At 33.6% G+C, this 25,571-nt stretch carries 25 protein-coding genes; 15 read left to right on the top strand and 10 right to left on the bottom strand.

Annotated elements, in window-relative coordinates; genetic code table 11:
• Positions 1-9: 9 nt before the first annotated feature.
• A complete protein-coding gene (locus DMZ43_RS11225; protein ID WP_165353710.1) occupies positions 10-1,080 on the bottom strand; it encodes a PorV/PorQ family protein in 1,071 nt (356 codons plus the stop codon).
• A gap of 140 nt (positions 1,081-1,220) precedes the next feature.
• Between DMZ43_RS11225 and DMZ43_RS11230 the strand changes: the two genes are divergently transcribed.
• Together DMZ43_RS11230 and DMZ43_RS11235 are read left to right on the top strand one after the other, a co-directional pair.
• Positions 1,221-1,961, top strand: a complete 741-nt coding sequence (locus DMZ43_RS11230) for a phosphatidylcholine/phosphatidylserine synthase (RefSeq protein WP_131508300.1) — start codon at positions 1,221-1,223, stop codon at positions 1,959-1,961.
• An 11-nt stretch (positions 1,962-1,972) separates the two neighbouring features.
• Positions 1,973-2,803: a TerC family protein gene (locus DMZ43_RS11235; RefSeq protein WP_131508302.1), complete on the top strand. Its 831-nt coding sequence runs from the start codon at positions 1,973-1,975 to the stop codon at positions 2,801-2,803.
• 292 nt (positions 2,804-3,095) lie between these two features.
• On the opposite strand, the gene lptB is transcribed toward DMZ43_RS11235, so the two are convergent.
• The 5 genes from lptB to DMZ43_RS11260 are packed head-to-tail and all read right to left on the bottom strand — an operon-like array spanning position 3,096 to position 6,818.
• A complete protein-coding gene (gene lptB / locus DMZ43_RS11240; protein ID WP_129761238.1) occupies positions 3,096-3,836 on the bottom strand; it encodes an LPS export ABC transporter ATP-binding protein in 741 nt (246 codons plus the stop codon).
• A gap of 26 nt (positions 3,837-3,862) precedes the next feature.
• Positions 3,863-4,681, bottom strand: coding sequence for a glycosyltransferase (locus tag DMZ43_RS11245; RefSeq protein ID WP_131508304.1), 819 nt, complete (start codon positions 4,679-4,681; stop codon positions 3,863-3,865).
• A gap of 10 nt (positions 4,682-4,691) precedes the next feature.
• Positions 4,692-5,039 (bottom strand): carboxymuconolactone decarboxylase family protein, encoded by a 348-nt coding sequence (locus DMZ43_RS11250; RefSeq protein WP_129761240.1) that lies wholly within the window; start codon positions 5,037-5,039, stop codon positions 4,692-4,694.
• Positions 5,032-5,853, bottom strand: a complete 822-nt coding sequence (gene tatC / locus DMZ43_RS11255; protein ID WP_131508306.1) for a twin-arginine translocase subunit TatC — start codon at positions 5,851-5,853, stop codon at positions 5,032-5,034. The genes DMZ43_RS11250 and tatC overlap by 8 nt, the downstream gene beginning before the upstream one ends.
• Complete coding sequence (locus tag DMZ43_RS11260) at positions 5,853-6,818, bottom strand: SIS domain-containing protein (RefSeq protein ID WP_129761242.1); 966 nt, start codon at positions 6,816-6,818, stop codon at positions 5,853-5,855. The genes tatC and DMZ43_RS11260 overlap by 1 nt, the downstream gene beginning before the upstream one ends.
• A gap of 87 nt (positions 6,819-6,905) precedes the next feature.
• Between DMZ43_RS11260 and DMZ43_RS11265 the strand changes: the two genes are divergently transcribed.
• The 5 genes from DMZ43_RS11265 to DMZ43_RS11285 all read left to right on the top strand — a co-directional run bounded on the left by DMZ43_RS11265 (position 6,906) and on the right by DMZ43_RS11285 (position 12,551).
• On the top strand, positions 6,906-9,107 hold the full coding sequence (locus DMZ43_RS11265) for an ATP-dependent DNA helicase RecQ (RefSeq protein ID WP_131508308.1): 2,202 nt from the start codon (positions 6,906-6,908) through the stop codon (positions 9,105-9,107).
• Positions 9,108-9,158: 51 nt separating this feature from the next.
• Positions 9,159-10,100 (top strand): hypothetical protein, encoded by a 942-nt coding sequence (locus tag DMZ43_RS11270; protein ID WP_131508310.1) that lies wholly within the window; start codon positions 9,159-9,161, stop codon positions 10,098-10,100.
• 116 nt (positions 10,101-10,216) lie between these two features.
• Positions 10,217-11,149 (top strand): peptidylprolyl isomerase, encoded by a 933-nt coding sequence (locus DMZ43_RS11275; protein ID WP_131508312.1) that lies wholly within the window; start codon positions 10,217-10,219, stop codon positions 11,147-11,149.
• Positions 11,150-11,263: 114 nt separating this feature from the next.
• Positions 11,264-11,980, top strand: coding sequence for a tetratricopeptide repeat protein (locus DMZ43_RS11280; protein WP_131508314.1), 717 nt, complete (start codon positions 11,264-11,266; stop codon positions 11,978-11,980).
• A gap of 142 nt (positions 11,981-12,122) precedes the next feature.
• On the top strand, positions 12,123-12,551 hold the full coding sequence (locus DMZ43_RS11285) for a hypothetical protein (protein ID WP_131508316.1): 429 nt from the start codon (positions 12,123-12,125) through the stop codon (positions 12,549-12,551).
• 47 nt (positions 12,552-12,598) lie between these two features.
• Here DMZ43_RS11285 and DMZ43_RS11290 read toward each other — a convergent pair whose 3' ends face one another.
• The gene (locus tag DMZ43_RS11290; RefSeq protein ID WP_131508318.1) at positions 12,599-14,395 is read right to left on the bottom strand and encodes a serine hydrolase; all 1,797 of its coding nucleotides are present in this window, start codon (positions 14,393-14,395) and stop codon (positions 12,599-12,601) included.
• 193 nt (positions 14,396-14,588) lie between these two features.
• Here DMZ43_RS11290 and DMZ43_RS11295 point away from each other — a divergent pair, with 193 nt between their 5' ends.
• The 5 genes from DMZ43_RS11295 to DMZ43_RS11315 all read left to right on the top strand — a co-directional run bounded on the left by DMZ43_RS11295 (position 14,589) and on the right by DMZ43_RS11315 (position 20,103).
• A complete protein-coding gene (locus DMZ43_RS11295) occupies positions 14,589-16,739 on the top strand; it encodes a TonB-dependent receptor (protein WP_131508320.1) in 2,151 nt (716 codons plus the stop codon).
• A gap of 270 nt (positions 16,740-17,009) precedes the next feature.
• A complete protein-coding gene (locus DMZ43_RS11300; protein ID WP_129761249.1) occupies positions 17,010-17,633 on the top strand; it encodes a M48 family metallopeptidase in 624 nt (207 codons plus the stop codon).
• Positions 17,634-17,660: 27 nt separating this feature from the next.
• A complete protein-coding gene (locus DMZ43_RS11305; protein WP_131508322.1) occupies positions 17,661-19,007 on the top strand; it encodes a 2TM domain-containing protein in 1,347 nt (448 codons plus the stop codon).
• Positions 18,998-19,351 (top strand): 2TM domain-containing protein, encoded by a 354-nt coding sequence (locus tag DMZ43_RS11310; protein ID WP_238155816.1) that lies wholly within the window; start codon positions 18,998-19,000, stop codon positions 19,349-19,351. The genes DMZ43_RS11305 and DMZ43_RS11310 overlap by 10 nt, the downstream gene beginning before the upstream one ends.
• The gene (locus tag DMZ43_RS11315) at positions 19,348-20,103 is read left to right on the top strand and encodes a LytTR family DNA-binding domain-containing protein (protein WP_131508324.1); all 756 of its coding nucleotides are present in this window, start codon (positions 19,348-19,350) and stop codon (positions 20,101-20,103) included. The genes DMZ43_RS11310 and DMZ43_RS11315 overlap by 4 nt, the downstream gene beginning before the upstream one ends.
• Positions 20,104-20,130: 27 nt before the next feature.
• Here the strand turns inward: DMZ43_RS11315 and DMZ43_RS11320 are convergent, their stop codons facing one another.
• From DMZ43_RS11320 to DMZ43_RS11330, 3 genes are read right to left on the bottom strand one after another with little or no spacing between them, the layout of a single operon-like run.
• Positions 20,131-20,946, bottom strand: a complete 816-nt coding sequence (locus tag DMZ43_RS11320) for a hypothetical protein (protein WP_131508326.1) — start codon at positions 20,944-20,946, stop codon at positions 20,131-20,133.
• A gap of 20 nt (positions 20,947-20,966) precedes the next feature.
• A complete protein-coding gene (locus DMZ43_RS11325) occupies positions 20,967-21,596 on the bottom strand; it encodes an HNH endonuclease (protein WP_131508328.1) in 630 nt (209 codons plus the stop codon).
• Between the two features lie 39 nt (positions 21,597-21,635).
• Entirely contained in the window at positions 21,636-22,811 is a 1,176-nt protein-coding gene (locus tag DMZ43_RS11330) for an LETM1-related biofilm-associated protein (protein WP_131508330.1), read from the bottom strand.
• A 146-nt stretch (positions 22,812-22,957) separates the two neighbouring features.
• On the opposite strand from DMZ43_RS11330, the gene DMZ43_RS15100 reads away from it, so the two are divergent.
• From DMZ43_RS15100 to DMZ43_RS11345, 3 genes are all read left to right on the top strand, one after another.
• The gene (locus tag DMZ43_RS15100) at positions 22,958-23,608 is read left to right on the top strand and encodes a DUF4331 family protein (RefSeq protein ID WP_131508332.1); all 651 of its coding nucleotides are present in this window, start codon (positions 22,958-22,960) and stop codon (positions 23,606-23,608) included.
• Between the two features lie 20 nt (positions 23,609-23,628).
• A complete protein-coding gene (locus DMZ43_RS15105) occupies positions 23,629-24,189 on the top strand; it encodes a DUF4331 family protein (protein WP_131508334.1) in 561 nt (186 codons plus the stop codon).
• 81 nt (positions 24,190-24,270) lie between these two features.
• The gene (locus DMZ43_RS11345) at positions 24,271-25,560 is read left to right on the top strand and encodes a cell surface protein (RefSeq protein ID WP_131508336.1); all 1,290 of its coding nucleotides are present in this window, start codon (positions 24,271-24,273) and stop codon (positions 25,558-25,560) included.
• Positions 25,561-25,571 lie beyond the last annotated feature (11 nt).

A 25,571-nucleotide genomic window follows, 5' to 3' on the forward strand; every position in this document is an offset into this window, starting at 1 on the left:
AGCTATTATTTATCTAAAGATACTAAAATCGAGTTTTAGGGAAAACACGTTAGAGTATAAGGCAGCGCTTTGGTCTCCTATGTCGGTAAACGCATAATCTAGCTGAATGCCTTTGTATTTGAAGCCTACACCAAAATTAGGTTGGAAGGTTAAATCTTCAGAATCATCAAACTGTAATTCGTTTTGGAAATTCCCAGCGCCTAAACGTAAAAACACCAAGTCGGTATACCCAAACTCAAAACCAAGCGCAGGATTGACACTAGCAAAGGAGGTAGAGATGATGTCGTTGTTTTGTTCAAAACGCACATTTAGGTCTAAAGCTGCTAAGAGTGAATAGTCATAGTGAAATATCCATTGCTTAGACATCCCTATTTGTAGCTTAGGGATCGTGATTTCTGAACTTTCAGGGAGTTCCTGGTTTTGTCCTTCAACCGCACCACTTATTTGTTCAAACTTTTCTTCGTCTATAGACCACGCATTAAACGTTGTGGTAATATCTCTTGCCATAATCCCAAATTTCCAGTCGTTTTCCGATTGAAATTGTACACCTAAGTCTAAACCAAATCCCCAAGATGAGGCAAAATCACCAATAATCCTTCTAATAACTTTAGCATTAACACCATAACTTAGTCCAGGAACAGGTAGGTCTCTAGCATAGGAAAAGGTAAGGCCATAATCGGCAGTTGAAAAGAGTTTAACTCTGTCGTAATTAATATTTCCTTGGTCGTCAATAAGCTGAGTAGTGTCTAAAATATCATCGACTCCAAAACGTATTAACGAGATACCTACTGCGCTTCTGTCGTCTAAAGGCATTGCAAAAGCTGCATAGTTGTAGTTGGCAATATTAGCAAAATAACTAGAGTGCATTAATGCCAGTTGGTTGTCTTCGAGTGCTATTAAACCAGCAGGATTCCAGTAACCTGAATTGACATCGCTTGTGTGCGACACCACTGCGTTGCTCATCCCTAATGCAGCAGCATCCACACCAATATTCATAAATTCGTTAGAGTACTTTCGGGTGGTTTGCGCGTTACTTAACAATGAAACTAAGGTAAGCGTAAGGAGTATGTACTTTTTCAATAGCAAAAATTTTTACAAATATGCACAATATTTTTCATCTATTAAACTAGAAATTAGAGGAGATATTGTATAGGAAGTGCAAGTTGCCTCACTATTTTCAAAATAGTTTTCTATTTTTACACAAAACTAATAGACAACTTTTGAAACGACACATTCCTAACCTTGTTACGCTTCTGAATTTATTTTGTGGCGCTGTTGCTGTAATTTTTGCAGTGCATAACAATTTTGTAACTGCTGCAGTATTTGTTTTCTTAGGAATTTTCTTTGACTTTTTTGATGGGCTTTTAGCTCGAAAACTCAATGTGCAAAGTGAAATAGGACTTCAGCTAGACTCTTTGGCTGATATGGTAACTAGCGGATTGGTACCTGGGATTATCATGTTTAAGTTATTGGCTTTAAGTATGAATGGTTCTGGTTTTTATGAGCCTACAAGAGATTGGACTTCTGCAATGCATTGGTATGACTTAAATGTGTCGCCTTTTGCGTTTTTTGGGTTGTTGATTACTTTGGCTTCTGGGTATCGCTTGGCGAAATTTAATGTGGATGAAGACCAGCAAACCTATTTTAAAGGTTTACCAACACCTGCCAATGCGTTATTGATTATTTCATTGCCATTAATAATGGAGTTTCAAAATCATTCGTTTTTAAACGCTGTGATTCTTAATCCTTGGTTTTTATTGGTGCTGACAGTTGTAAGTAGCTACTTGCTTGTATGTAACCTAAAACTCTTTGCGCTAAAATTTAAGGATTGGAGTTTTAAAAATAATAGTGTACGCTATGTCTTTATTATTTTAAGCGCTGTGTTGTTAATTGCTTTGCAGTTTGCAGCAATACCACTAATTATAGCTTTATATATTTTAGTTTCTCTGTTCACTAAATAACCTCATTTACTATGCTTGAAAATATTTTTACCCTTTTAATGCTTGTGATGTTGCAAGCTGTTCTTGGATTTGATAACTTGTTATACATTTCACTAGAATCTAAAAAAGCACCAGAACAAGATCGAAAGCGCGTAAGAAAAGTAGGGATTTTAATAGCTATAGGGTTACGTATTGTGCTGTTGTTTTTGTTGGTGTCGCTTATTGATTATTTTCAAGAACCATTTTCGTTTTTAACAGGAGACTTTAAAGATGTTGCAGAGTTTGCATTTAATGGTCATAGTTTAATTGTCTTAATAGGAGGTGGGTTTATCATCTACACTGCTATTAAAGAAATATGGCATATGATTTCTAAACACGACTTAACACAAGATGTTGATGCTGCTAATTCCAAACGGAGTAAGTCTGCCAATGCTGCCATAGTGAGTATTGTGTTAATGAACTTAGTGTTTTCTTTTGATTCTATTTTAGCGGCTATTGGTTTAACTAGTGATATTGAAAATCCTACCACAGCCTTTATTATCATGGCTATTGCTATAGTGATAAGCGGATTGCTAATGCTTATTTTAGCGGATAAGATTTCGGCGTTTTTGGCAAAAAACAGAATGTACGAAGTACTTGGATTGTTCATACTATTCATAGTTGGTATCATGCTAGTTACCGAAGGTGGTCATTTGGCACACATTAAATTGTTTGGAAACGAAATAGTGCCAATGAGTAAAACAACTTTCTATTTTGTATTGGCTGTTTTGGTTATTGTAGATGTGGTTCAAGGTCGTTATCAAAAGAAGTTATTAGCAGAAAGCCAACATGCTAAAATGAAACAAGGTGAAGGGTCGCATTAGCATTAAGTACTTTGTTAAGCTATTTTTAATTGTAGTTTTAACAGTGGTTGTTATACAAGTCCTTCACTTATTAACATCTAATAGTAGTGCTCTAGCAGGAAGTTTTATAGAAACTCTCTTGGGTTATCTTGTTACAATAACGAGTTTGCCATTGAGCTTGATAGATAGAAGCTACCCGTTTTATGCTATGGGAAGTTTATGGAAGGTTTTATTGCTAGTGCTTATCAATCTACTATTACAAACTACGCTTTTGTACGTGTTATTAAAGACAGTGTTTAAGAAAGGGAAATAATTAAAACTCCAATCGTTTTTTACGAAGCTCAAAGTTTTGCCCTAGATACACTTTACGTACCATTTCGTCTGCAGCTAAATCTTCAGGGATACCAGCTTTAAGAATACTACCTTCAAACATTAAATAGGTTCTGTCAGTAATTGCTAAAGTTTCTTGTACGTTATGGTCGGTAATAAGGATACCAATATTTTTTTTGGTTAATTGGGCTACAATACGTTGTATGTCCTCAACCGCAACAGGGTCAACACCTGCAAAAGGTTCATCTAATAAAATGAAATTTGGGTCGGTTGCCAAGGCTCTTGCAATTTCGGTTCTACGACGCTCACCACCAGAGAGTAAGTCGCCTCGGTTTTTTCTAATATGTCCTAAACCAAACTCTTCAATTAAGGATTCCATTTTAAGATGTTGCTCTTTTTTGCTAAGCTTGGTGAGTTGTAACACGCTTAAAATATTATCTTCAATACTCAATTTTCTAAATACTGAAGCTTCTTGTGCTAGATATCCAATTCCGTTTTGAGCCCTTTTGTACATTGGGTATTTGGTGATGTCAGTGTTTTCTAAATAAATAGTTCCACCATTAGGTTTTATCAACCCAACAATCATATAAAAGGATGTGGTTTTACCAGCACCATTAGGACCTAAAAGACCTACGATTTCACCTTGATTAACTTCAAGGGACACATCTTTTACCACGCGACGTCCATTATAGGACTTCATTAAATTTTCGGCTCTTAATTTCACAGGCTTAACATTTTGAACACTGTTTACTATGACGGCAAACTTACGATTTTTAATTTGATTAGTACACGTTGTACTAAACTCCAAAAGTTACCAAAACGTATTTGAAGGTTTGATTTTAACTCAATTTTAGGGTCTATTGCAAAATCAGAACGTGTAAATGTATTGGTTTCAGGATACTGTAGTTTTTCAGCATTTGAAATGTTTTCTTGATGCACCAGTTGAATCCAAAGGCGTTTAGTATTGATTTGAACAGATGGTACCTCACTCCACAAATTATGACGCCTGCTTAATACCGTTTTAAAATTAGCTTTAGCTTCAATTAAACTTATAAAAGCATTACCTACATAATGCATCTTTCGAAGAGTAGGTTTTTTATTTTGCTTTAGGATAAGTTGATAACCCTCAGTGCAGTCGATAGTTAACTGTTCTTGAGGTTTAAAATGTGATTGAATAGTATCTACAAAGGTGTTATGGATCGCATCATCATTATCTAAACGTGTTGTGATAAGGTGTGTGTCCGTTTCAAGTAACGACTGATTTATAGCGTTAGAAATAGTTTCAGAAAATTGTTCTTGACCATCAATGTAGAGCAGCTGAATATTACTATATGTATTAGCAATAGCCTCTATCTTTCGCTTGTAAGCCTTTGGTGTTTTTGTATCGAAACACAGTAACCAAACAAAGTTTTGATTGGTTTGCTGTTGTACAGAAGGTAAGCAATAGGTTTCAAAAAGCTGAAATCGATTAGCTAACCAAGTTTCAGAAAGCACATCATCACCATGTTTTGTTACAGACCATTCTTTAAGTCTTAAATTAAAACGTGTGATGATAAAGTGCTTAAACATTGGTTGTTAATTAGTTTTGTGCTTCTAAAGCATCCCAAAATTCATAGGCTCTTCGCAAATGAGGAATAACAATAGTGCCACCAACAAGTGTAGAAATGCTTAAAGCTTCAACTACTTCAGCTTTGCTTAAACCAGCTTCGTGGCAGGATTGTAAATGGTATTTGATGCAATCGTCACAACGTAATACAGTAGAGGCTACCAAGCCCAAAAGCTCTTTGGTTTTTACATCCAAAGCACCTTCAGAAAAGGCATTGGTATCTAGGTTAAAAATACGTTTTATGATTTTGTTATTGTCAGCAAGTATGGCATCGTTCATCCTAGAACGATAGTCATTAAATTCTTTAATTATATCAGACATGTTTTGCTTTTTTATTTTGTTTTTTTACCACAAATTTTGAAATGTATATACTTACTTGGTACAGTATTAATATAGGAATAGCCACAATTACCTGACTTGTAATATCAGGAGGTGTTATGATTGCCGAAAGGATTAATACAATAACTAAGGCAAACTTGCGGTATTTTTTAAGGAACTCAGGTGTAACCAACCCTATTTTTGTTAGGAAATAAATAAGAATAGGTAATTCAAAAATAAAACCAGACGCCAAAGAGGATGAGCGTACCAAAGAGATGTAAGAACTAATATCTATCTCATTTGAAATTTGCTGACTTACTGTATAGGTTCCTAAAAAGTTAATAGATAAAGGTGTTACAATATAATATCCAAAAAGGACACCAATAAAGAATAGTAAGGATGCAATAATTATAAACCCTCTAGAATGTTTACGTTCGTTTTCATGAAGTCCAGGACTTATAAATTTCCAGAATTGATAGATTACAAACGGAAATGCAATAACCAAACCAGCATAAATAGACGTCCAAATGTGAGCAGAGAATTGTCCGCCCATGGTTCTGTTTTGAATAATAAACGGAAACTCATCAGCACAAAACGTGGTGTCAACACCTACAAAGGTTGAAATGTCACAAAGTATTCTATAGGTAGGAAAGCTCATTTGTTTAGGACCAAAAATGATGGTTTCAAAAATGAATCCTTTAAAAACAAAAGCCACCACACCAGCAATTAATATTGCTACTATAGCTCTAATTATATGCCATCTTAAATCTTCAAGATGATCAAGAAATGACATTTCATTGATGTTCTTTTTTGCCATTAGATAATTCCTTCTTTGATGAGGTCGTGTAGATGTACAACTCCAGCATATTTACCTTTATGTTCTACTAAAAGTTGAGAAATACCGTGTTCTTCCATAACTTCCATAGCATCAACAGCCATTGCGTTTTCATCAATACGTTTTGGATTGCTGCTCATAATATCTTTTGCGGTTAACCCAGAAAACGAATCGGTTTTGGTAAGCATACGTCTTAAGTCACCATCAGTAATAATACCTACAATTTTGTGGTCTTCTACCACAGCAGTTACACCAAGCATTTTTTCAGAAATTTCAACAATAACTTCTTTTACATTAGTATTGAGTGTTACTTGAGGTTTTTGATTAACCGAAGATAAATCGCTTACTCTTAAGTACAGTCGTTTACCAAGAGCTCCTCCAGGATGGTATTTTGCAAAATCTTTACTTGAGAATCCTCGTAATTCCAATAAGCAAATCGCTAAAGCATCACCAATAACTAATTGCGCAGTGGTACTGGTTGTAGGTGCTAGGTTATTTGGGCAAGCTTCTTGCTCTACATAAGCATTTAAAATATAATCGGCTTGTTGTGCTAAAAATGAGGTGTTATTACCAGTAATGGCAATCATTTTATTTTTTGCATTCTTAATAAGTGGTACCAATACCTTAATTTCTGGTGTGTTTCCACTTTTAGAAATACAAATTACTACATCGTCTTCAAGAATTAAACCTAAATCACCATGAATAGCATCAGCAGCATGCATAAAAACTGCAGGAGTTCCTGTAGAATTTAATGTGGCTACAATTTTATTAGCGATAATGGCACTTTTACCAATACCTGTAATAATTACACGTCCTTTGGAGTTATATATAAGTTCAACTGCATTTGCAAAGTCATCGTCAAGTAAATTACTTAAATTAGCGATAGCATTTTGCTCAATAGCGATTGTTTTTTTTGCAGTATTAAGGATAGAATCTTTAATGTTCAAAATTTATTAATTTTTGGGTTTGATGCGTCTAAAGAAATTGTTATCTTTATTGTTATGCAAATGTATATAAAATACTAATAGGGATTAATGAGTATAAAAGAAATTGACTTACATTCAGCACTCAAACAATACTTTGGTTTTTCAAAATTTAAAGGGCTTCAAGAGCCTGTAATAAAAAGTATAGTTCAAGACAACGATACTTTTGTGATTATGCCTACAGGTGGCGGAAAATCACTGTGTTATCAGTTGCCAGCACTTATTAAAGACGGAACAGCAATTATTGTTTCGCCTTTAATTGCCTTAATGAAAAACCAAGTAGATGCCATAAGAGGTGTGTCGAACGAAGAAGGAATTGCACATGTTTTAAATTCTTCTCTCAATAAAACAGAAGTTAGAAAAGTAAAAGAAGATATTGTAAATGGAGTTACAAAATTACTTTATGTAGCGCCAGAATCTTTAACTAAAGAAGAACATGTTGAGTTTTTAAGGTCTGTACAAATATCATTTATGGCTGTTGATGAAGCCCATTGTATTAGTGAATGGGGACACGATTTTAGACCAGAATACCGAAATTTAAGACATATTATAAAGCGAATTGGTGATAACATACCTATTATTGGTTTAACAGCAACTGCTACACCTAAGGTACAAGAAGACATCTTAAAGAGTTTAGATATCACCAAAGCCAATACCTTTAAAGCATCCTTTAATAGACCAAATCTTTTTTACGAAGTACGTCCTAAAACTAAAAGCGTCGATGCCGATATTATTCGATTTATAAAGCAAAACGAAGGAAAATCGGGTATTGTATATTGTTTAAGTAGAAAGCGAGTTGAAGAATTAGCACAAGTACTCCAGGTTAATGGCATAAACGCTGTACCTTATCATGCTGGATTAGACCCAAAAACCAGAGTTAAACATCAAGATATGTTTTTGATGGAAGATGCTGATGTGGTTGTAGCTACTATTGCTTTTGGTATGGGAATTGACAAACCCGATGTGCGTTTTGTTATTCACCATGATATGCCAAAAAGTATTGAGAGTTATTATCAAGAAACTGGTAGAGCTGGTCGTGATGGTGGTGAAGGACATTGTTTGGCATTTTATGCTTATAAGGATATTGAGAAACTCGAAAAATTCATGTCAGGTAAACCTGTTGCTGAACAAGAAATTGGACAAGCCTTATTGCAAGAAGTTGTTGCTTTTGCAGAAAGCTCAGTATCTCGACGAAAATTTATACTGCATTATTTTGGTGAAGAGTTTGACAATGAAACTGGTGAAGGAGGTGATATGGATGATAATGTGCGTAATCCTAAAAAGCAACACGAAGCCAAAGAAGATGTTGCAGTGCTTTTAGAGACTGTTGCAAAAACTAACGAGAAGTACAAGTCTAAGGATTTGGTACATGTACTTACAGGAAAATCCAACGCATTAATTGCTTCGCATAAAACTGATGCGCAAGACTTTTTTGGTGTTGGAAGTCATCATGATAAGCGCTATTGGATGGCATTGATACGTCAAGTTTTAGTGGCTGGTTATCTTAAAAAAGATATTGAAACCTATGGTGTTTTAAGATTGTCAAATGAAGGCAAGGACTATATAAATTCTCCTGTGTCTTTTATGATGACTGAAGACCATGTGTTTGATGAAACTACCGATGATAGTATTATTACAGCCTCAAAAGGAGGAGGAGCAGTAGCCGATGAACAGTTAATGGGTTTACTTAAGGATTTAAGAAAACGCAATGCTAAAAAACTTGGAGTACCACCTTTTGTGATTTTTCAAGACCCTTCGTTAGAAGACATGGCTTTAAAATATCCTATTACCTTAGACGAATTGAGTAATGTGCATGGTGTTGGAGATGGTAAAGCTAAAAAATACGGAAAGGATTTTATAGAATTAATCTCAAATTATGTTGAAGAACACGATATCATTAGACCAGATGATATGGTGGTTAAAAGTACTGGTACTAACTCTGCTATAAAACTATACATCATTCAAAACGTGGACAGAAAATTACCTTTAGATGATATTGCTTCAGCAAAAGGTATGGATATGCCAGATTTTATAAAGGAAATGGAAGCTATTGTGTATTCAGGGACAAAATTGAATATCAATTATTGGATTGATGAAATTTTAGATGAAGACCAGCAAGAAGAAATCCATGAATACTTTATGGAGTCTGAAACCGATAAGATTTCTGATGCTATAGAAGAGTTTGATGGTGATTATGATGATGAAGAATTACGTCTCTATCGAATTAAGTTTATTAGCGAAGTGGCTAATTAGTTTTTAGTTACTAGTTTTTAGATGTTAGTGTGTTATCCTAAACAACTCAGTGTGAAATCAATAATAATTGTTTTATTGTTTTTTAGCTCAATTAATGCTTTCGCCCACAAAGATAAGTTAGTAAGTGAGACTTATGGAAATGTGAAAACTGTTATAATGACAGGGTTTAATTACTTAGATATTGACAAAATAAAAATTATTGGGCAATTAACGAAAGAACTTTCCAATCGATTAAAATATAGAGATACAATATTAATTGAATACATTCACGATTATACCAATAAATATTCAGATGATCTCTATTTGTTAGAATATAATAATTCCAACTATAAATTACTAGAGGATTCTTCCATAAAGTCAAACTATACAATTAAATCAAATGGTAAAGGGTTGTCGGTTAGAATGTACGCTGACAATATCAATATTGTTGATGTTTTGAAACATGTAGAGTTTACAATACTTAATAAAGAAAAAACTAATTCCTATTTAACTCAAAAAAATATTGGATATAATGTTTTAGAAGATAAAGCGTTACTAAGTCCTTTATTTGTTCAAGCTACTGATGATAAAGTAATAAAGAAGATATTTGCTTCTACTTCAGAAATCGTAAATGAAATAATTCAAGAAAGAATTTTAGTCAATGGACAAGAACCTTATGGTCTGGAAATTTATTGGCAAAATGGTAAGTTTATTTTTGAGTACAATAATACTTTAGATAATAGTAAAGATTTTGTCTTTGAGTTAGAAGATTATTATTACCATTTGTATGTTAATCAAAACAGTATTGTTGTTTTTGCTGATAAAAATTCCTTTTATTATTTAGATGGGAAAAAAGCCAATGAAAAGAGGCAGGTTGCTTTAGAAATGAGAACTTTTGCTCCTATTAGAGTTATGAACTTTGGAGATAAAATTTTGTTTCAAAGCCCTTGGAATTACAGCAATATTAATATTTTTCTAACTAAAAAGAATAAAGTCATTTCTAAGTTTGAATAAATAGCAGTACTATCAAAGTAATCCTGCGCTATTAGTTGTACTTTAATCTTCTCACTTCTTGCTTCGTACTTCGCGCATACTTTTTTATCTTTGCACCTCATTTAAAATAAAATAGCATGCAAGACGGTTTATACGCAAAATTTAATACCTCAAAAGGCGAGATAGTAGTCGCATTAGAATATCAAAAAACACCAGGAACAGTTGGTAATTTTGTAGCATTAGCTGAAGGAAACTTAGAAAACTCAGTAAAACCACAAGGAACACCTTATTATAACGGATTAAAATTTCATAGAGTGATTCCAGATTTTATGATTCAAGGTGGTTGCCCACAAGGTACAGGTTCAGGAAATCCTGGATACCAGTTTGACGACGAGTTTCACCCAGATTTAAAGCACGATGGACCAGGAGTATTGTCTATGGCAAACGCAGGACCAGGAACAAACGGAAGTCAGTTTTTTATCACTCATGTTGAAACACCTTGGTTAGATAACAACCACACTGTGTTTGGTAAAGTGGTAGAAGGACAAGATGTAGTAGATGCTATTGCACAAGGTGACGAAATTAATACTGTAGAGATTGTAAGAGTTGGTGCTGACGCTGAAAACTTTAATGCTGTTGAAGCGTTTAGAACATTTGAAGGTGCAAGAGAAAAACGTTTAGCTGCTGAACGTGAAGCTGCAAAAGCTGAGCTAGATAAATTAGCTGCTGGTTTTGATGAAACTAAAAGCGGTTTAAGATATCAAATCATTCAAAAAGGAAACGGAAAAGCTGCTGAAGCTGGTAAAATGGTATCAGTACATTATAAAGGTCAGTTAGCCGATGGTACTGTGTTTGATTCTTCATACAAGCGTAACCAACCGTTAGATTTTCAAGTAGGAGTAGGACAAGTTATTCCTGGTTGGGATGAAGGTATTTGCTTATTAAACGTTGGTGATAAAGCACGTTTAGTAATACCTAGCGATCTTGGTTATGGTAGTAGAGGAGCAGGTGGAGTTATACCTCCAAACGCTACTTTAGTGTTTGATGTAGAATTGATGGATGTAAAGTAGATTGCCACTTTTTACAGTAAACACGTAACAATACATTAAAAAAATCGTCTCATTTATAAATGAGACTTTTTTTTTTGCTCTGGTCTCAACTAATAACCAATCCAACCAACTATTATGAAACGTAATACACTATTTCTTTTACTTACAGTAATTTTTCTAAGTGCGTGTTCTAAAAGCGTCAAATTTTCTCCAGAATTTAAAGCGCAAACTACAGGACGTTATTTGTATCATGATAATGATGTTATTGACGTGTTCTATAAAGACAATGCCATATATTTTAATTGGCGTGAAGGTGTTATAAAGCCTGTCGTAATGGATAGCAATGAGTTTTTTGTAAGTGATTTGTATGCTAAGTTGAGATTTGTAAAGCATCCAGAAACCGAGGTGTTTTACCTATCTGAAATTTCAAAGGACAATGAAGATTTAATTACTTATGATTTTATAAAAGTTGCAGATGACTACAAAACACCACGTATGCACTTAAAAGATAAAGAGTACAAGCAAGCGGTTGAAGGTTTTCTTGCAATAAAGAAAAAAGATTCCACTATAGATGTGGTTAACGAAGGTGAAATTAATCAACTTGGTTATCGCTTAATTAACGATAAAAAATACGACGATGCTATAGAAGTTTTAAAAATGAATGTGACTATGTTTCCTGAAAGTTCTAATGTCTATGATAGTTTAGGTGAAGCATATTTAAGTGCAGGTGATAGTGCGCAAGCCTATAAAAACTACAAAATTGCGTTTGAAATGAATCCTCGCAACACGAGAGCACAAAACATTGCCGAAACACTTATTAAGTATCAAGATTCTTTACAAACTAAGGACTAAAACTACTTTTTATCAAGGTTTTGCAAGCTTTTTTTTGGTCTTATCTATTTCAAATACAATAGATTAACTTGTTTTTGGTTCATTACATCGAAAAACTATTATATGCTTTTTATAGTATTCGTTTTATTACTAATTTCAATCTATGATAAGTGTAAAACATACGCCTTTATACGAACAAGTATTGAAAGAATTCAATTATGAATTTGGAGATGTTTTTGTGTTTAAAGGGTATTTGATTTCTGAAATTTCTGAAGGTATTAATTTCACTTGGGAAGATCATGGTAACCGAATTGTAGAAGACGTTTCAAAATTCATTGGAGGCAATGGTGCAGATATTGTATATCTATCTCACCGAATACATTCTTATTCTGTAAAACCTAATGGTTGGGTGAAATTCTTTAAAGGAAATTATGCGCTAAAAGGTTATGGAGTAGTTGGCTATTCTAGTAAAAGCTTTCTTAATACCTTAATTGAAAGCTTATTCTTCACACAAAAAATAAGACGTTTTAACGATTTAGATGCTGCAGTACAATGGGCTACTCATGATATATTGACTAACGCAGACTCATAAAAAAAGCACTTTGGTAAAAGTGCTTTTAATACTCTATAATTAAGAAGTTACTTTCGTTTTGCCACAAAGGTTCCGTTAGGTTGTATCGCTTTTAGTTCAATTATACTACCATCTTCTGCTTCAACAAATTCTACTTTAAAACCTTCAAGAGTTTTAAAAGAGAACTTATGCTTATCAGTAGCCATGAGTTCATATTCTGGTTGACCAGGAACAAAAAGATACAGTGTTTCTTCTTTAACATACACCTTTAAAGTGGTGCCTGCTAATTCATATTCACCAGAATATTGCTCAAGCGTTTTTAGGTCTATGTCAATAGTACTTGGAGTACGTTTAAATTCAATAGCATTAACCATTGGATCTAACTTTAGTTTTGCTCCGGAAATGTCTCCAGCATCATTAGTTTGAAAGTTTATCTTAAGCGCTTTACCATACTGCGTGGTGTCAACTTTATTGTCAGTAACATCAACCATTTCAAAAACATCATAATGAAAATGATTAAAATAAATTTTTTCTCCATTAGCTTCAGAAAATAACGAGTCGTTTTCTACATAAATTTTAAAATCGCCATAGCCTTTGTTGGAGTAAGTTCCTGTATAGTCAAGAGTAATATGTGAAGGTTTTGTGTTTTTTACGTTTGAAATTGAAGACTCTTCTTTTGCTTCGGCTTGTGCTTGTTTGCTTTTTTCAAGATTTTCTTTATGGCGTTCTGCCCAATCAGTTTGTTCTGCACCAATCATTCTGTCAGCAATTGTATTTCTAACCAACGATGGAACCGCTGAACCATTTTGGTTGGCAAGTACTACAATTCCGATTTTATCAGTAGGGAAAAACGCTACGTTAGCCGAAAACCCATCAATATTACCACCATGTTCCACTCTATAATGTCCTTTATAAGACTGTAAGAACCAACCGTAACCATAGTTGTTTAAATAAATATCAGGAAATTCTTTATCAGGAATATTACTACTAATAACCATTTGAGACCCTATAGCTTCTGTGATGTAGCTTTCAGGTATAATCTCTTTATCATTAAATTTTCCATTGTTTATCCATGTAATCAGCCATTTAGTCATATCATACACACTACTGTTTATAGCTCCTGCAGGAGACATACCAGCAATATCATAGTATTTCATTTTACTAATGGTGTTGTCGTCTTTTAACAAATAGCCATAAGCAGCATTTGAGGCTGATTTCATTTCAGAAATAGATGCATTGGAACGATTCATACCAAGAGGTTCAAAAAACAACTCTTTAATATTGTCTTCCCAAGTTTTACCTGTAATTTTTTCAGCGATTACACCTTGAGCTAAAAAGCCAAAATTATTGTAATACCATTGTTGTCTTATACCTGTAAAAGGTTCTTGATATTTTACTCTTGCCAATAAGCTGTCTTTGTCATGCGTTGGGAAAAAATACCATGAACCATCGTGCCTTGGAAGACCTGTGCTGTGTCTCATAAGGTCTTTTATAATGATATTGTTGTTCATATCATTATTATAAAACTCTAATTCAGGTATATGAAGTCTAGGGTTATCATCAAAAGAGAGTTTTTCGTCAGCTCTTAAAACTCCTAAAATAGCAGAAGTAAATGCTTTTGAGGAAGACCCAATTGCAAAAAGCGTGTTGATGTCTACAGGTGTTTTGTTTTCGTAGTCTCTGTATCCAAATCCTTTGGCATAAACTACTTTGTCGCCTTCAACAACAGCAACTGCAAAACCAGGTGCATTAGTAACTTCGAGTATTTTATTGAGTTCCTTTTCTATGCCTCTAAGCCGTTTGTCTTGGGCATTAAAGGTTATTGAAAACAAGATACTGAACAGGAATAAAACTGACTTTTTCATTGTGTTGGTTTTTAGATAAGTAATAGCTACTTCATTAGTAGTAAATGTAGGCTTTTAGTTACTCATTTTCTCAATTTTTTACAATTCGTCATAAAAAACATACAATTCGGTGACATTGAATTTCAGTATTAATAGGTCTGTTGCAGTTTTGTGGCATCAATCAAAAAACGAACAGTTTAAATCAACTATTACAATGAAACAATTTATTACGTATTTAGTATTGCTTTTTACAACACTTACTATAGCTCAAACAACAGTTAGTGGTAAGGTAACTAATACTTCTGGTGAGCCAGTTTTTGGAGCAAATGTGTATCTAGATGGTACTTACGATGGTGCTACTACTGATGAACAAGGCAATTTTAGCTTTACTACAGAAGAAACAGGGCAACAAACTTTAATAGTGTCCTTTTTATCTTATGAAACAAAATCAATTACCAATGAGGTAACAACATTTACTGATGTTCAAATTAAGTTAAGAGAAGACGTTAGTGTATTGGATGCTGTCGTTATTTCAGCAGGAACTTTTGAAGCTAATGATAACAGTAAAGTTTCGGTACTTAAACCTTTAGATGTGGTAACTACTGCAAGTGCTTTAGGTGATTTTGTTGGTGCTTTACAAACATTACCAGGAACATCAACAGTTGCTGAAGATGGTAGACTTTTTGTAAGAGGTGGTGATGCTGCCGAAACTCAAATTTTTATTGATGGTATTAGAGTATTTACACCTTATAGCCCAACACCTAACAATATGCCAACTAGAGGCCGATACTCTCCATTTTTATTTGACGGAATTACATTTTCAACAGGTGGATATTCCGCAGAATACGGACAAGCACTTTCTAGTGTGTTGCTGTTGAACACTATTGACGAACCAGACCAAGAAAAGACAGATATTAGTATAATGACTGTTGGTGGAGGATTAGGTCACACCGAAAAATGGAACAATTCCTCATTGAGTGTTAATGCGTCTTACATAAATTTAGCACCTTACATTGCTTTGTTTCCTGATAGAAACGATTGGGAAAAGCCGTATAGAGGAGCTCAAGGAGAAGCTGTTTTTAGACAAAAATTCGACTCAGGTTTATTAAAGTTTTATGCTGCTTTTGATACTTCTAATTTAGAATTGAATCAAGAAGATATTAATTATGAAGAGGGAATTGATTTTAAATTAAAAAACAACAATTTCTACACAAACGCGAGCTACAGTGGTGTGTTAAACAATAACTGGTCTATAAAATCAGGTTTAAGTTATACAGTTGCCAATACTGATGTAGGTATTATTGATAGCGATATTGATAATAAAGAACATTCGGCTCATTTTAAATTAAAACTTAAAAAACGATTCAGTAGTCGTTTTAAACTAAGCTTTGGTGCAGAACAGTTTTTAACCGATTTTAATGAAACGTATACTGACGAGAGCATTAGTGCTAGCTATGGCTTTAATAACAATATCTCTGCAGTTTTTGCTGAAACTGATATTGTATTCAGTAAAAAACTAGCATTAAAAGCTGGTTTACGAGGTGATTATTACAACACTACTAAGCGTTTTGATGTTGCACCTAGAGCTTCTTTAGCTTACAAGACTTCAAAAAACGGTCAGGTATCATTAGCTTATGGTAACTTTTTTCAAACTGTTTCAGGAGATTATTTAAAGTTTGATAATGATCTTAAAACACAAAACACACAGCATTATATTTTAAACTATCAGCATGTAAGTGATGGCAGATTGTTTAGAGCTGAAGCTTATAGAAAAGAGTATGACAACTTGGTGTTGTTTGATACTGATATGGCAAGTTTTGATAGCGACTATACTAATGAAGGCTCTGGATATGCTCAAGGATTAGATGTTTTTTGGAGAGATAATAAGAGTTTAAAAAACATAGATTACTGGTTAAGTTATTCTTATTTAGATACCGAAAGACAATACCTTAATTACCCTGAAAAAGCGCAGCCAAGTTTTGCGAATACACATAATTTTTCAGCAGTAGTAAAGTATTGGGTAGATGATTGGAAAAGTCAACTTGGGTTAAGTTACAGCTACGCTTCAGGACGACCATATACTAACCCAAACAGAAATGGTTTTTTAAATGAAACCACTAAAAGCTATAACAGTTTAAGTTTTAACTGGGCCTATTTATTAAGCCAACAAAAGATACTTTATTTTTCAGTGAATAACGTCTTAGGATTTAATAACATTAATGGGTATCAATATTCTAATACGGCAAATGCTAACGGAAATTTTAACAGACAAGCCATTTTACCAGCAGCAGATCAATTCTTCTTTGTTGGATTTTTCTGGACGATTAGCGACGATGGAAAGGATAATCAGTTAGATAATTTATAAAAACCATAATAGATTACAATGAATAGTAATTACCAATAATAAATTTTCGTTGTCAGGTCGAGCGCAGTCGAGACCTTATTAAACAACTTATTGAGTTTTATTGACCTCTCGACTGCGCTCGAGGTGACGTAAGTAATGATAAATTACAAACAATAAAAACCACAATTCAGTAACCAAAATTTACAGTTCGGTACTATAGATTTTCAAACGGTTACCATACTTAAGATATTTGAATCAAATTAAAAACACAAACACTAAATCAATACAAAAATGAAACATTTAATTATCATCGCAACACTAATGGTTTCAGGAATTATACATTCGCAAACCAATTTTGAAAAAGGAATGCAAAAAGCATTTAGCCTTTGGGAAGCTAACAAATGGGACGAAGCCGAAAATATGTTTGAACGCATTGCAAACGCTGAGTCAGACCAATGGTTACCACATTATTACATTGCTCAAATGAATAGCTTAAAAAGCTGGAGCGAAAAAGACGCTAACGTTCTTAAAGCGCAACTAGACAAAGCTCAGGAACACTTAAACACTGCTATGTCAATTAGTAAAGACAATCCTGAATTATTGGTAATGCAAGCACATGTATTAACAAACTGGGTTGCTTTTGATGGGATGACCTACGGAATGAAATACTCAGGGAAAATTAGCGAATTGTACAGTAAAGCCTTAAAAATTGCTCCAGATAATCCAAGAGTAGTATCAGGAAAAGCCGAATGGGATATGGGAAGTGCTAAATACTTTGGACAAGATACAGCACCATTTTGTAAAGATCTAGAAAGAGCATTAGAACTTTTTGCTAACTTTAAACCAGAATCACCTTTTCACCCAAATTGGGGAAAAGAGCGAGTAGAACAAACAGTTGCTGCTTGTAAAGAATAATTATAATAAACAAAAAACTAAAGTATCATGATCAAATCCTTCAAAAATGCAGCGCTTACGTTCTTTATTGGCTGTGCAGTTTTTATAGTAGGTAATTTATTTTATGATGGGTTTGATTTTGAGAACTTCAATGACTTTTTGATAAGCTTTTGCTTCTATCAAATGTATAGTTTCTTGCTTGGGTATTCTAATTACTACTATTTTGCGTTCCTTGAAAAATTCAACTGGACCAAAAAGCAACGTTTTCAAAGAATACTTATAGGTCTTGTTGGTTCGGTTGCTATTACCATGTTAGGCTTGTTTATTATGAATGCTTTTCAATACATCGTTTATCGTGGTGTGTCATGGGAAGATTTTATAGCCTTACAAAGCTGGAACCAATATAGTTTTGGATTGTGGATTACAATGACCATTGTTGTTATTTTTCACCTAGTCTATTTCTATAATCGCTATCAACAGAATAAAGTAAAGGAGCAAAAAGTAATTGCAGGAACAGCAACAGCAAGGTTTGATGCGTTAAAAAATCAGTTAGATCCACATTTTTTGTTCAACAGTTTAAATGTGTTAACCAGTTTAATTGAAGAAAACCCTGACAGCGCACAACGGTTTACAACATCACTTTCAAAAGTGTATAGATATGTACTTGAGCAAAAAAATAAAGACTTAGTAACCGTTGATGAAGAGTTGGATTTTGCTCGAACCTATATGCTGCTATTAAAGATGAGGTTTGAAGATAGCTTAACGTTTGATATTCCTGAAAAGGCATCAAACCCTGAAAGTAAAGTGGTACCATTATCGTTACAGTTACTGTTAGAAAATGCTGTAAAGCATAATATGGTTACATCTACCAAGCCTCTGCATATTAAAATATATGAAGATGCAAATGAAAACCTGGTTGTTGAAAATAATCTGCAACCCAAACAAATAGTAAAAAAGAGTAGTGGAGTAGGTCTCGAAAACATTAAACAACGTTATCAGCTCCTTACCACTAAAAAAGTATACATCAATCAACAAGCAAACCGTTTTGCAGTTGCAATACCAATGCTTACAAAACAAATATCAATCATGAGAAAGTCTGAATTACCATCGCAATTTGACGACAGTTACATACGTGCAAGAAAGCATGTAGATAACCTAAAAGAGTTTTACTACGGTTTAATTTCGTACTGTTTAGTCATTCCTTTTTTAATTTTCATCAATTACAAAACGTATTGGGGATTTCAATGGTTTTGGTTTCCAATGTTAGGTTGGGGAATGGGAATAGGTTTCCATGCTTACAAAGTATTTGTTAACGATGGCGTTTTAGGTAGAACCTGGGAAAAGCGTAAGATTGAGCAATTTATGAAAGAAGAAGAACAGAAAAAATGGAACTAAAAGCTATGGAACAGTTTAATTACAATCCCGAGAATAATCAACTCGAAGATAAAATACGTCATGAAGAAGCGTATTTAAGAGCTAAGAAAAAAGTAGAAAAAATAGTAGGCTTCTACTGGCATTTGGCATCATACATTATTATAAATATTGTTGTTATTTTTATTATAGTGTATAGTGGTGGCAGTTTAAAAAGCTTTGCTACCTATTCAACAGCCTTTTTTTGGGGAATAGGACTGCTTTTTCATGGATTAGGCGTTTTTGGACCAGACTTTTTATTTGGAAAGCAATGGGAAGCCAAAAAAATAAAAGAATTTATGGATAAAGATAAACAAGATTGGCAATGAGAATTATCATTATTGAAGACGAAAAACCATCAGCACGTAGGTTACATAGAATGATTGAAAGGTTAGACCTTACTGTAGAAACCATGTTACACTCGGTTGAAGAAGCCTTGGATTGGTTTCAAAATAACCAACATCCTGATTTAATTTTTTTAGACATACAATTAAGCGATGGTTTATCGTTTGAAATTTTTGAACACATTGATATAAAGTCTGCTGTTATCTTTACAACAGCCTACGATGAGTATGCGTTGCAAGCCTTTAAATTGAATAGTATTGACTATTTATTAAAGCCTATTGACGAAGACGATCTTGCTAAAGCAGTAAGCAAATACAAAGAGCGTTTGCCTCAGCAACAAGCTGTAACGTTAGATTTTAACGATATTAAAAAACTGTTGGTAAACCCAATAGAGCGAGAGTATAAAAAACGATTTTCGGTAAAAGTTGGTCAACACCTTAAGCTTATTAATATTGATGAGATTGAATGTTTTTACAGCGAAAACAAAGGCACTTATGCCTATACTGTCGAAGGTAGAAACTACTTGTTAGATTTAACCTTAGAACAGTTGGAAGACGAACTAGAACCGCAAACCTTTTTTAGAATAAGCCGAAAGTTCTTTGTCAATATCAATGCAATAAAAGACATGATTAGCTATACTAACTCCAGACTTCAGGTAAAGTTAAACACCTATAATGAACAAGACGTTATTGTAGCTAGAGAGCGTGTTAAAGATTTTAAACTGTGGTTGGAGTAGTTGGTTGAGACTGAAATTAATAGATTGTTAGCTACTAGTTTCTGTTATTTTAGTTGCTTGGTCAGTTATACTTTTTGTTTGCAATTCAATGCTGAATACTTCCAATTCCGTTTTTAAATCCATTTCCATTTCTAGATAGAATTTGGTGAAGAATTCTTTTTCTATATCATAGTCTAATTGTCCTTTTCCAGTTCCGTCTAATTCCATTTCGTAATCTTTAGTTGCTGATTTTATAGTGTAAACTTGGTCAAGGTCAAAATATCCAATTCCGTTTTCTGCTTTTCTTAAAGTGTAAATTGAATTAATTTCTATTTCAATTGTAACATCTGCAATTGGGATTGACATTGGACTTTTTTGCTCAAAACTTTCTCCAACTTTAATTTTTCTGTTCGGATATTTGATTTGATTCATCATTGATTCCATTGCAGGAAGTAATGTTCTCTTTTTTTCTTCAGTCATTGTTGAAGAAGAAATAGAGTCAATTTTTGTTTTTCCGTCAACTGATTTTCCGAAAAATTTACTTCCGCTTTTTAAAGATGGATTATTGGATTCTAACAATTCTATATCAATTGGAAATTCATTTCCTTTCAGACTTCCTGTTTTAGAAACACTTTTTAAAAGACTTGTATCTTTCGTTATTGTCGGATTTTCAACTCCATTATTTTTTAAGTTTTGAAGTGTTTTATCTGATGCAATATATTTTACATTGTTTTCAGAAATCTGTTTTTGAGTCAACGTGTAATTGTAATTTGGTAAGTAACCAACTTTAAAATCAATCTCTTCTTGACTTTTACAAGAAACAATTGAGGTTGTCAATAAAATAAGTAGGATTGTTTTTTTCATCCGGTTTTTTCAACTTGCGGTTATGTATTGTTGTGTATAGTATTTTTTAATTTTTTCAATTCTGTTTTGCTCAACCAAGGACGTCTTCTGTGTAGCATTTTATGGCAATTAGAACAAACCATTACAATATCCTCAATTTTAGTTTTTTCGTTTTCTTCTAATTCAGAAACTGGCTTTGAATGATGTCCTTCTATAAATCCTTTTCCTAATTCTCCATATTCTTTCTCAAAATCAAAATCGCAAACCTCACATAACAATCGACCATTTTCATTGATGAATTTTTCTTTGGCTAGCCTGATTAGTTTTGGATTTCTTTCTCTAGCAATATGCTTTCTTAAAGCTTTCTTTCCTTCAGGAAATTCGATATCATCTTCAGTCAAGTCAATTCTTACTTCTGCTTCTTTATAGTCATTTAATCCCCAAATTCCTTTACCTAATCCCTCAACTGAATAGAATATGTCTTCCTTTCCATTAAATGCTTCTGAGTCTGAAGAAAATCTTTCTACGGTTCCTCTTACAGTAGCTTTCCACGTTTTAGTCATTTTTTCTTTTGGTCTTACTGACTCTACTGATTCATAAATGTCAGTATAGTGTCCTTCACCGCCAATTAGTTTAAAAGCTTCAATTATGTCTTCTTTCCAAGTACTCATTTTCTATATTATGTATAACTATATAATTACAACATGTATTTAATCCTCTTCAATACGGTTGTCATCAAAAGCCGATGGTAACAATTTAGGAATAAATTTTATAAAAATAGGTAGTAAAAGCATACCACCTGGTAACATAAAAATGGCTAAACTAGGTATGGATTTAAAAATATCTAGTAATTGGTCTTGTACTTTTTTTTGTTCGTCGTCATTAAGTGGTCTTGTGGTTGATTTGGTAAGCAATATCATGAGCTCTTTACTTTCTTTAAGCTCTTTGAGTAAGCGTTTGCTATTGCGTTTTATGAGTTTTCGTACCATTTTACTGGAGTTGTCATAAAAACTCTGAACCATGTTTTTAGAGTTCAGCAATGCAATTTTATCTTTATTGGTTTCATAAAACACATTAATGTGCTCAATGGAAGCCTCAATAATATCTTGTTTTACATCAAGGTCTTTACCTAGTTTTTGTAAAAACTGTTTCTCTTCAAGGTCAATGGTTTTATCACTCCAAAACGCCATACACACAATATCAGTAATGTAGTATTTGCTGAGTCGTCCGTTTATAAAAGTGATCACTTCGTTATAGCTATGCGTTCTATTATCTTGGTATCTCAATGAAGCTTCAATGAGTTTAATAAGGCTTTTGTCGTATTTGGTTTTTTCCGATTTGTTTTCAAAAACCTCAATAATAATGGTTTCAATAGCTGCTTCGAGATTTTTTAAGTAGGTCTCAGAAACTACATCTGTTCTAAGGTACTTTTGATACGCAATAACATCAACAAAAAGCAGTGCATTGGTGATAAAGTAATTAAAGTTTTTAGTGAGGATATTGTCATCAATATGCACACGTTTATTCACCATAGCTTCCAAAAGCTCAGAAGATTTTTTTTCACCTAAAAGCTCTTCAAAAAAAGAAGATTTGTAAACATCAATAGTGTTGTAAAAGTTAATAACGCTTTCAACAAAATCTGCTTTGTCACCTTCCTTGTTGTGGATGTAATAAAAAGAGGCTAAAAGGTTTACTTTGGTCAACTCTTCATGAAGAAACTCTCTGTTTTCAATGCAATTATCTACAATAGAAATATTACTTCCGTAGATAAATCCGCTTTGCTTTAAGGCTACATAAAAGTCGTCCAATTTTAGTTGACAAAAAGAGGTGTTGGCACTGAGCTCCTTGAGTAATTTTTTTATCCAGCCATTGGCAGAAGGATTCATGGGCTTAAGATTATAGAGTAAAGATAGTTTTAAATTTTAAAAGCGCTATAATTTTTTTGTTAACAAAAATTTAACAAAACCACACTTTAGATTTTTCCGTAGGTAGAGCAGAGACAAAACAATTAATTAACAAAAATCTCATTATTATGAAAAAATCAAAAATCTTTTTAGGGATCGCAATTGTTGCAGTTGCAGGTTTCATTGCCATTGCAGCAGACCACATTGATGCGCCAGCGGTTCAAGGTGGTACAAGCGATATTACTGACTTTTATGCTTTTCAAGGAGAAGACACAAACAACCTGGTATTTGTAGCAAATACGCAAGGTCTTTTGAGTCCTTCAGCCACTGGAAGTGCTTCGTTTGATGAAAATACACTCATAGAGTTTAACATTGACACTACAGGTGATAATGTTGAAGACTTGGTAATTCAAGCTACTGCAAGAGATGGTAAAATGTACTTTTTTGGACCAGCAGCACCTAGCTCAACAGGATTAAGCAGTTCTATTTTAACAACTTCCCAACAAGGAGTTGTAGACATTACAAGCTATGGTTCTCCTGCTACTATTTCAACAAATGGCGGAATGCGCTTTTTTGCAGGACCACGTGACGACCCTTTCTTTATGGACTTTGCTCAGTATAGCGCAATTGTTGGTGGAACAGCTACAGCGTTTAACAATCCAGGTGACGACACCTTTGCTGGAACCAATGTAATGTCTGTTGTTGTTGAAGTTCCAAAATCAATGATTGGAGGAACAGGAACAATTAATACTTGGGTTGAAACTAAAAGAAAACAATAAACTTTAAACACATTAATATTATGAAACTAAATACTATAAAACTTTATGCTATTGCAGCACTTATAGCCTTAACAGCATATAACTGTAATAATGACGATGATAGTAATACCGAACCAATTGGACCTGATTTTTCGGGTACATATATACAAGAAGACCAAATGGGTAGACCAGCTGTAAACACAGTGTTTGTGTCTTCATCTAGTAAAGATGATTTTAATACTACAATACCTTCAAATCAAGGAGCAGCGTTTCAAAGTATGTTTCAAACTAACTTGGAAGCCTTAAGTCCTGCTTATGCAAATCCTGGAGATACTAATGCACTAGGCTTAGACTCTGCAACATTTACAGGTCTTTTAGCTACTGATGTGTTGAATGTATCATTAGATGGAACAACTACATTTTATGATGGTACCAATGTGCTTACTGGTAGAGCACTAGCTGATGATGTTATTACAGTAGAACTGCTATTGATTTTTGGAGGTGAAGATTTTTCTGAAAACCCAACATTAAGTAATGATAACGTTGACGCAAATGATAAGGAATTCCTTACCTCATTTCCATACTTGGCTTCGCCATGGTAATACAATTTTAAATAACCTTGAAATATTTAGTTAGTCGTATTTCAGGGTTATTTAACAACTAACAAAAAACTCTCAATACTCATGAACTCTCTATATAAAATAGTGTTGTGCTGTGCAATTATTGTATCTAGTTGCACAACACCACCAAAAAAAATTACTGATACTAATGATTATAATATTTACCTTGAATTAGCCCAGAATAAGGCGTTGCAAGCTGCTAAGAACGATAATGAATTTTGGAAACAAAAGTTAGAAACTACACCTAATCAGTTTCCATATTTAGGAAAACTTGCAACGTCATATTCTAATTTATTTGAAATTACAGGCAAAATTTCATACCTAAAACAAGCTGAAAACTACTTGGTACAAGCCAATAAGGCAACCGAGCAAAAAGATGCAGGTTACTTAAGAGCACTAGCTTCAAATTATATTTCTCAACACAGATTTAAAGAAGCTTTACAACAGCTTACCAAGGCTGAGTTAATAGGAGAAAACCTTGAGGCAACTCAAAAAATGCTTTTTGATGCACATTTAGAATTGGGTAACTATAAGTTAGCACAAGGCTATCTAGAGATGTTTAAAGATTTTAGTGATTTTGATTATCTCATTCGTTTATCAAAATGGAGCGATCATAAAGGAAATCTGGATGCTGCCATTAAATACATGGAAAAAGCAAAATCTATTGCTGAATCTTCTAGTCTTAACGGAATTAAACAATGGTCTTACACCAATCTTGCCGATTTTTATGGTCATGCAGGAAAAATCGAAGCTTCGTATACTCATTATTTAAAAGCATTAGAATTAAATCCAAATGACGCTTATGCTAAAAAAGGAATTGCTTGGATTGTTTATTCTCATGAGAATAATCCTGATGAAGCTTTACGAATTTTAAACACTGTTACTACCACTTTTTTTGCTCCAGATTATTACCTACTTAAAGCTGAAATTGCCGAATATAAACAAGACATAGCTTTAAAAAACGAGCAGCTAAAACTGTATAAAGAAGCTGTAAAAGATACTTCGTATGGTGATATGTATAACAAATTCAATGTGTTGTTGTATGCTTGTGAAAAAGAAAATAGGGATGAAGCTATAATGATTGCTAAAACTGAAGTAGATAACAGACCAACACCACAATCTTATGATTTGTTGGCTTGGGCTGAATTTAAAAACGGAAATCTAAATGGAGCCTTAAATATTGTTGAAAACCATATAGCTGATAAAACTTTTGAACCTGAAACACTATACCATATAGCTGAAATTTACAAGGCTTTTGGTAAGTATGAAAAAGTGAAGCCTTTAAAAGAAGAACTCTTAGGGAGTCTGTATGAACTGGGACCAACCATGAAAGAAAAGATAGAGCAACTTTAATCACTCAACAT

Source organism: Meridianimaribacter sp. CL38 (assembly GCF_004328055.1).
Classification (GTDB): domain Bacteria; phylum Bacteroidota; class Bacteroidia; order Flavobacteriales; family Flavobacteriaceae; genus Gaetbulibacter_B; species Gaetbulibacter_B jejuensis.

Coding starts and splice junctions, on each gene's coding strand:
- DMZ43_RS11235 (WP_131508302.1), top strand. CDS start 1,973: ATGCTTGAAAATATTTTTACCCTTTTAATGCTTGTGATGTTGCAAGCT.
- DMZ43_RS11245 (WP_131508304.1), bottom strand. CDS start 4,681: ATGTTTAAGCACTTTATCATCACACGTTTTAATTTAAGACTTAAAGAA.
- DMZ43_RS11250 (WP_129761240.1), bottom strand. CDS start 5,039: ATGTCTGATATAATTAAAGAATTTAATGACTATCGTTCTAGGATGAAC.
- tatC (WP_131508306.1), bottom strand. CDS start 5,853: ATGGCAAAAAAGAACATCAATGAAATGTCATTTCTTGATCATCTTGAA.
- DMZ43_RS11265 (WP_131508308.1), top strand. CDS start 6,906: ATGAGTATAAAAGAAATTGACTTACATTCAGCACTCAAACAATACTTT.
- DMZ43_RS11275 (WP_131508312.1), top strand. CDS start 10,217: ATGCAAGACGGTTTATACGCAAAATTTAATACCTCAAAAGGCGAGATA.
- DMZ43_RS11280 (WP_131508314.1), top strand. CDS start 11,264: ATGAAACGTAATACACTATTTCTTTTACTTACAGTAATTTTTCTAAGT.
- DMZ43_RS11285 (WP_131508316.1), top strand. CDS start 12,123: ATGATAAGTGTAAAACATACGCCTTTATACGAACAAGTATTGAAAGAA.
- DMZ43_RS11290 (WP_131508318.1), bottom strand. CDS start 14,395: ATGAAAAAGTCAGTTTTATTCCTGTTCAGTATCTTGTTTTCAATAACC.
- DMZ43_RS11295 (WP_131508320.1), top strand. CDS start 14,589: ATGAAACAATTTATTACGTATTTAGTATTGCTTTTTACAACACTTACT.
- DMZ43_RS11300 (WP_129761249.1), top strand. CDS start 17,010: ATGAAACATTTAATTATCATCGCAACACTAATGGTTTCAGGAATTATA.
- DMZ43_RS11305 (WP_131508322.1), top strand. CDS start 17,661: ATGATCAAATCCTTCAAAAATGCAGCGCTTACGTTCTTTATTGGCTGT.
- DMZ43_RS11310 (WP_238155816.1), top strand. CDS start 18,998: ATGGAACTAAAAGCTATGGAACAGTTTAATTACAATCCCGAGAATAAT.
- DMZ43_RS11315 (WP_131508324.1), top strand. CDS start 19,348: ATGAGAATTATCATTATTGAAGACGAAAAACCATCAGCACGTAGGTTA.
- DMZ43_RS11320 (WP_131508326.1), bottom strand. CDS start 20,946: ATGAAAAAAACAATCCTACTTATTTTATTGACAACCTCAATTGTTTCT.
- DMZ43_RS11325 (WP_131508328.1), bottom strand. CDS start 21,596: ATGAGTACTTGGAAAGAAGACATAATTGAAGCTTTTAAACTAATTGGC.
- DMZ43_RS11330 (WP_131508330.1), bottom strand. CDS start 22,811: ATGAATCCTTCTGCCAATGGCTGGATAAAAAAATTACTCAAGGAGCTC.
- DMZ43_RS15100 (WP_131508332.1), top strand. CDS start 22,958: ATGAAAAAATCAAAAATCTTTTTAGGGATCGCAATTGTTGCAGTTGCA.
- DMZ43_RS15105 (WP_131508334.1), top strand. CDS start 23,629: ATGAAACTAAATACTATAAAACTTTATGCTATTGCAGCACTTATAGCC.
- DMZ43_RS11345 (WP_131508336.1), top strand. CDS start 24,271: ATGAACTCTCTATATAAAATAGTGTTGTGCTGTGCAATTATTGTATCT.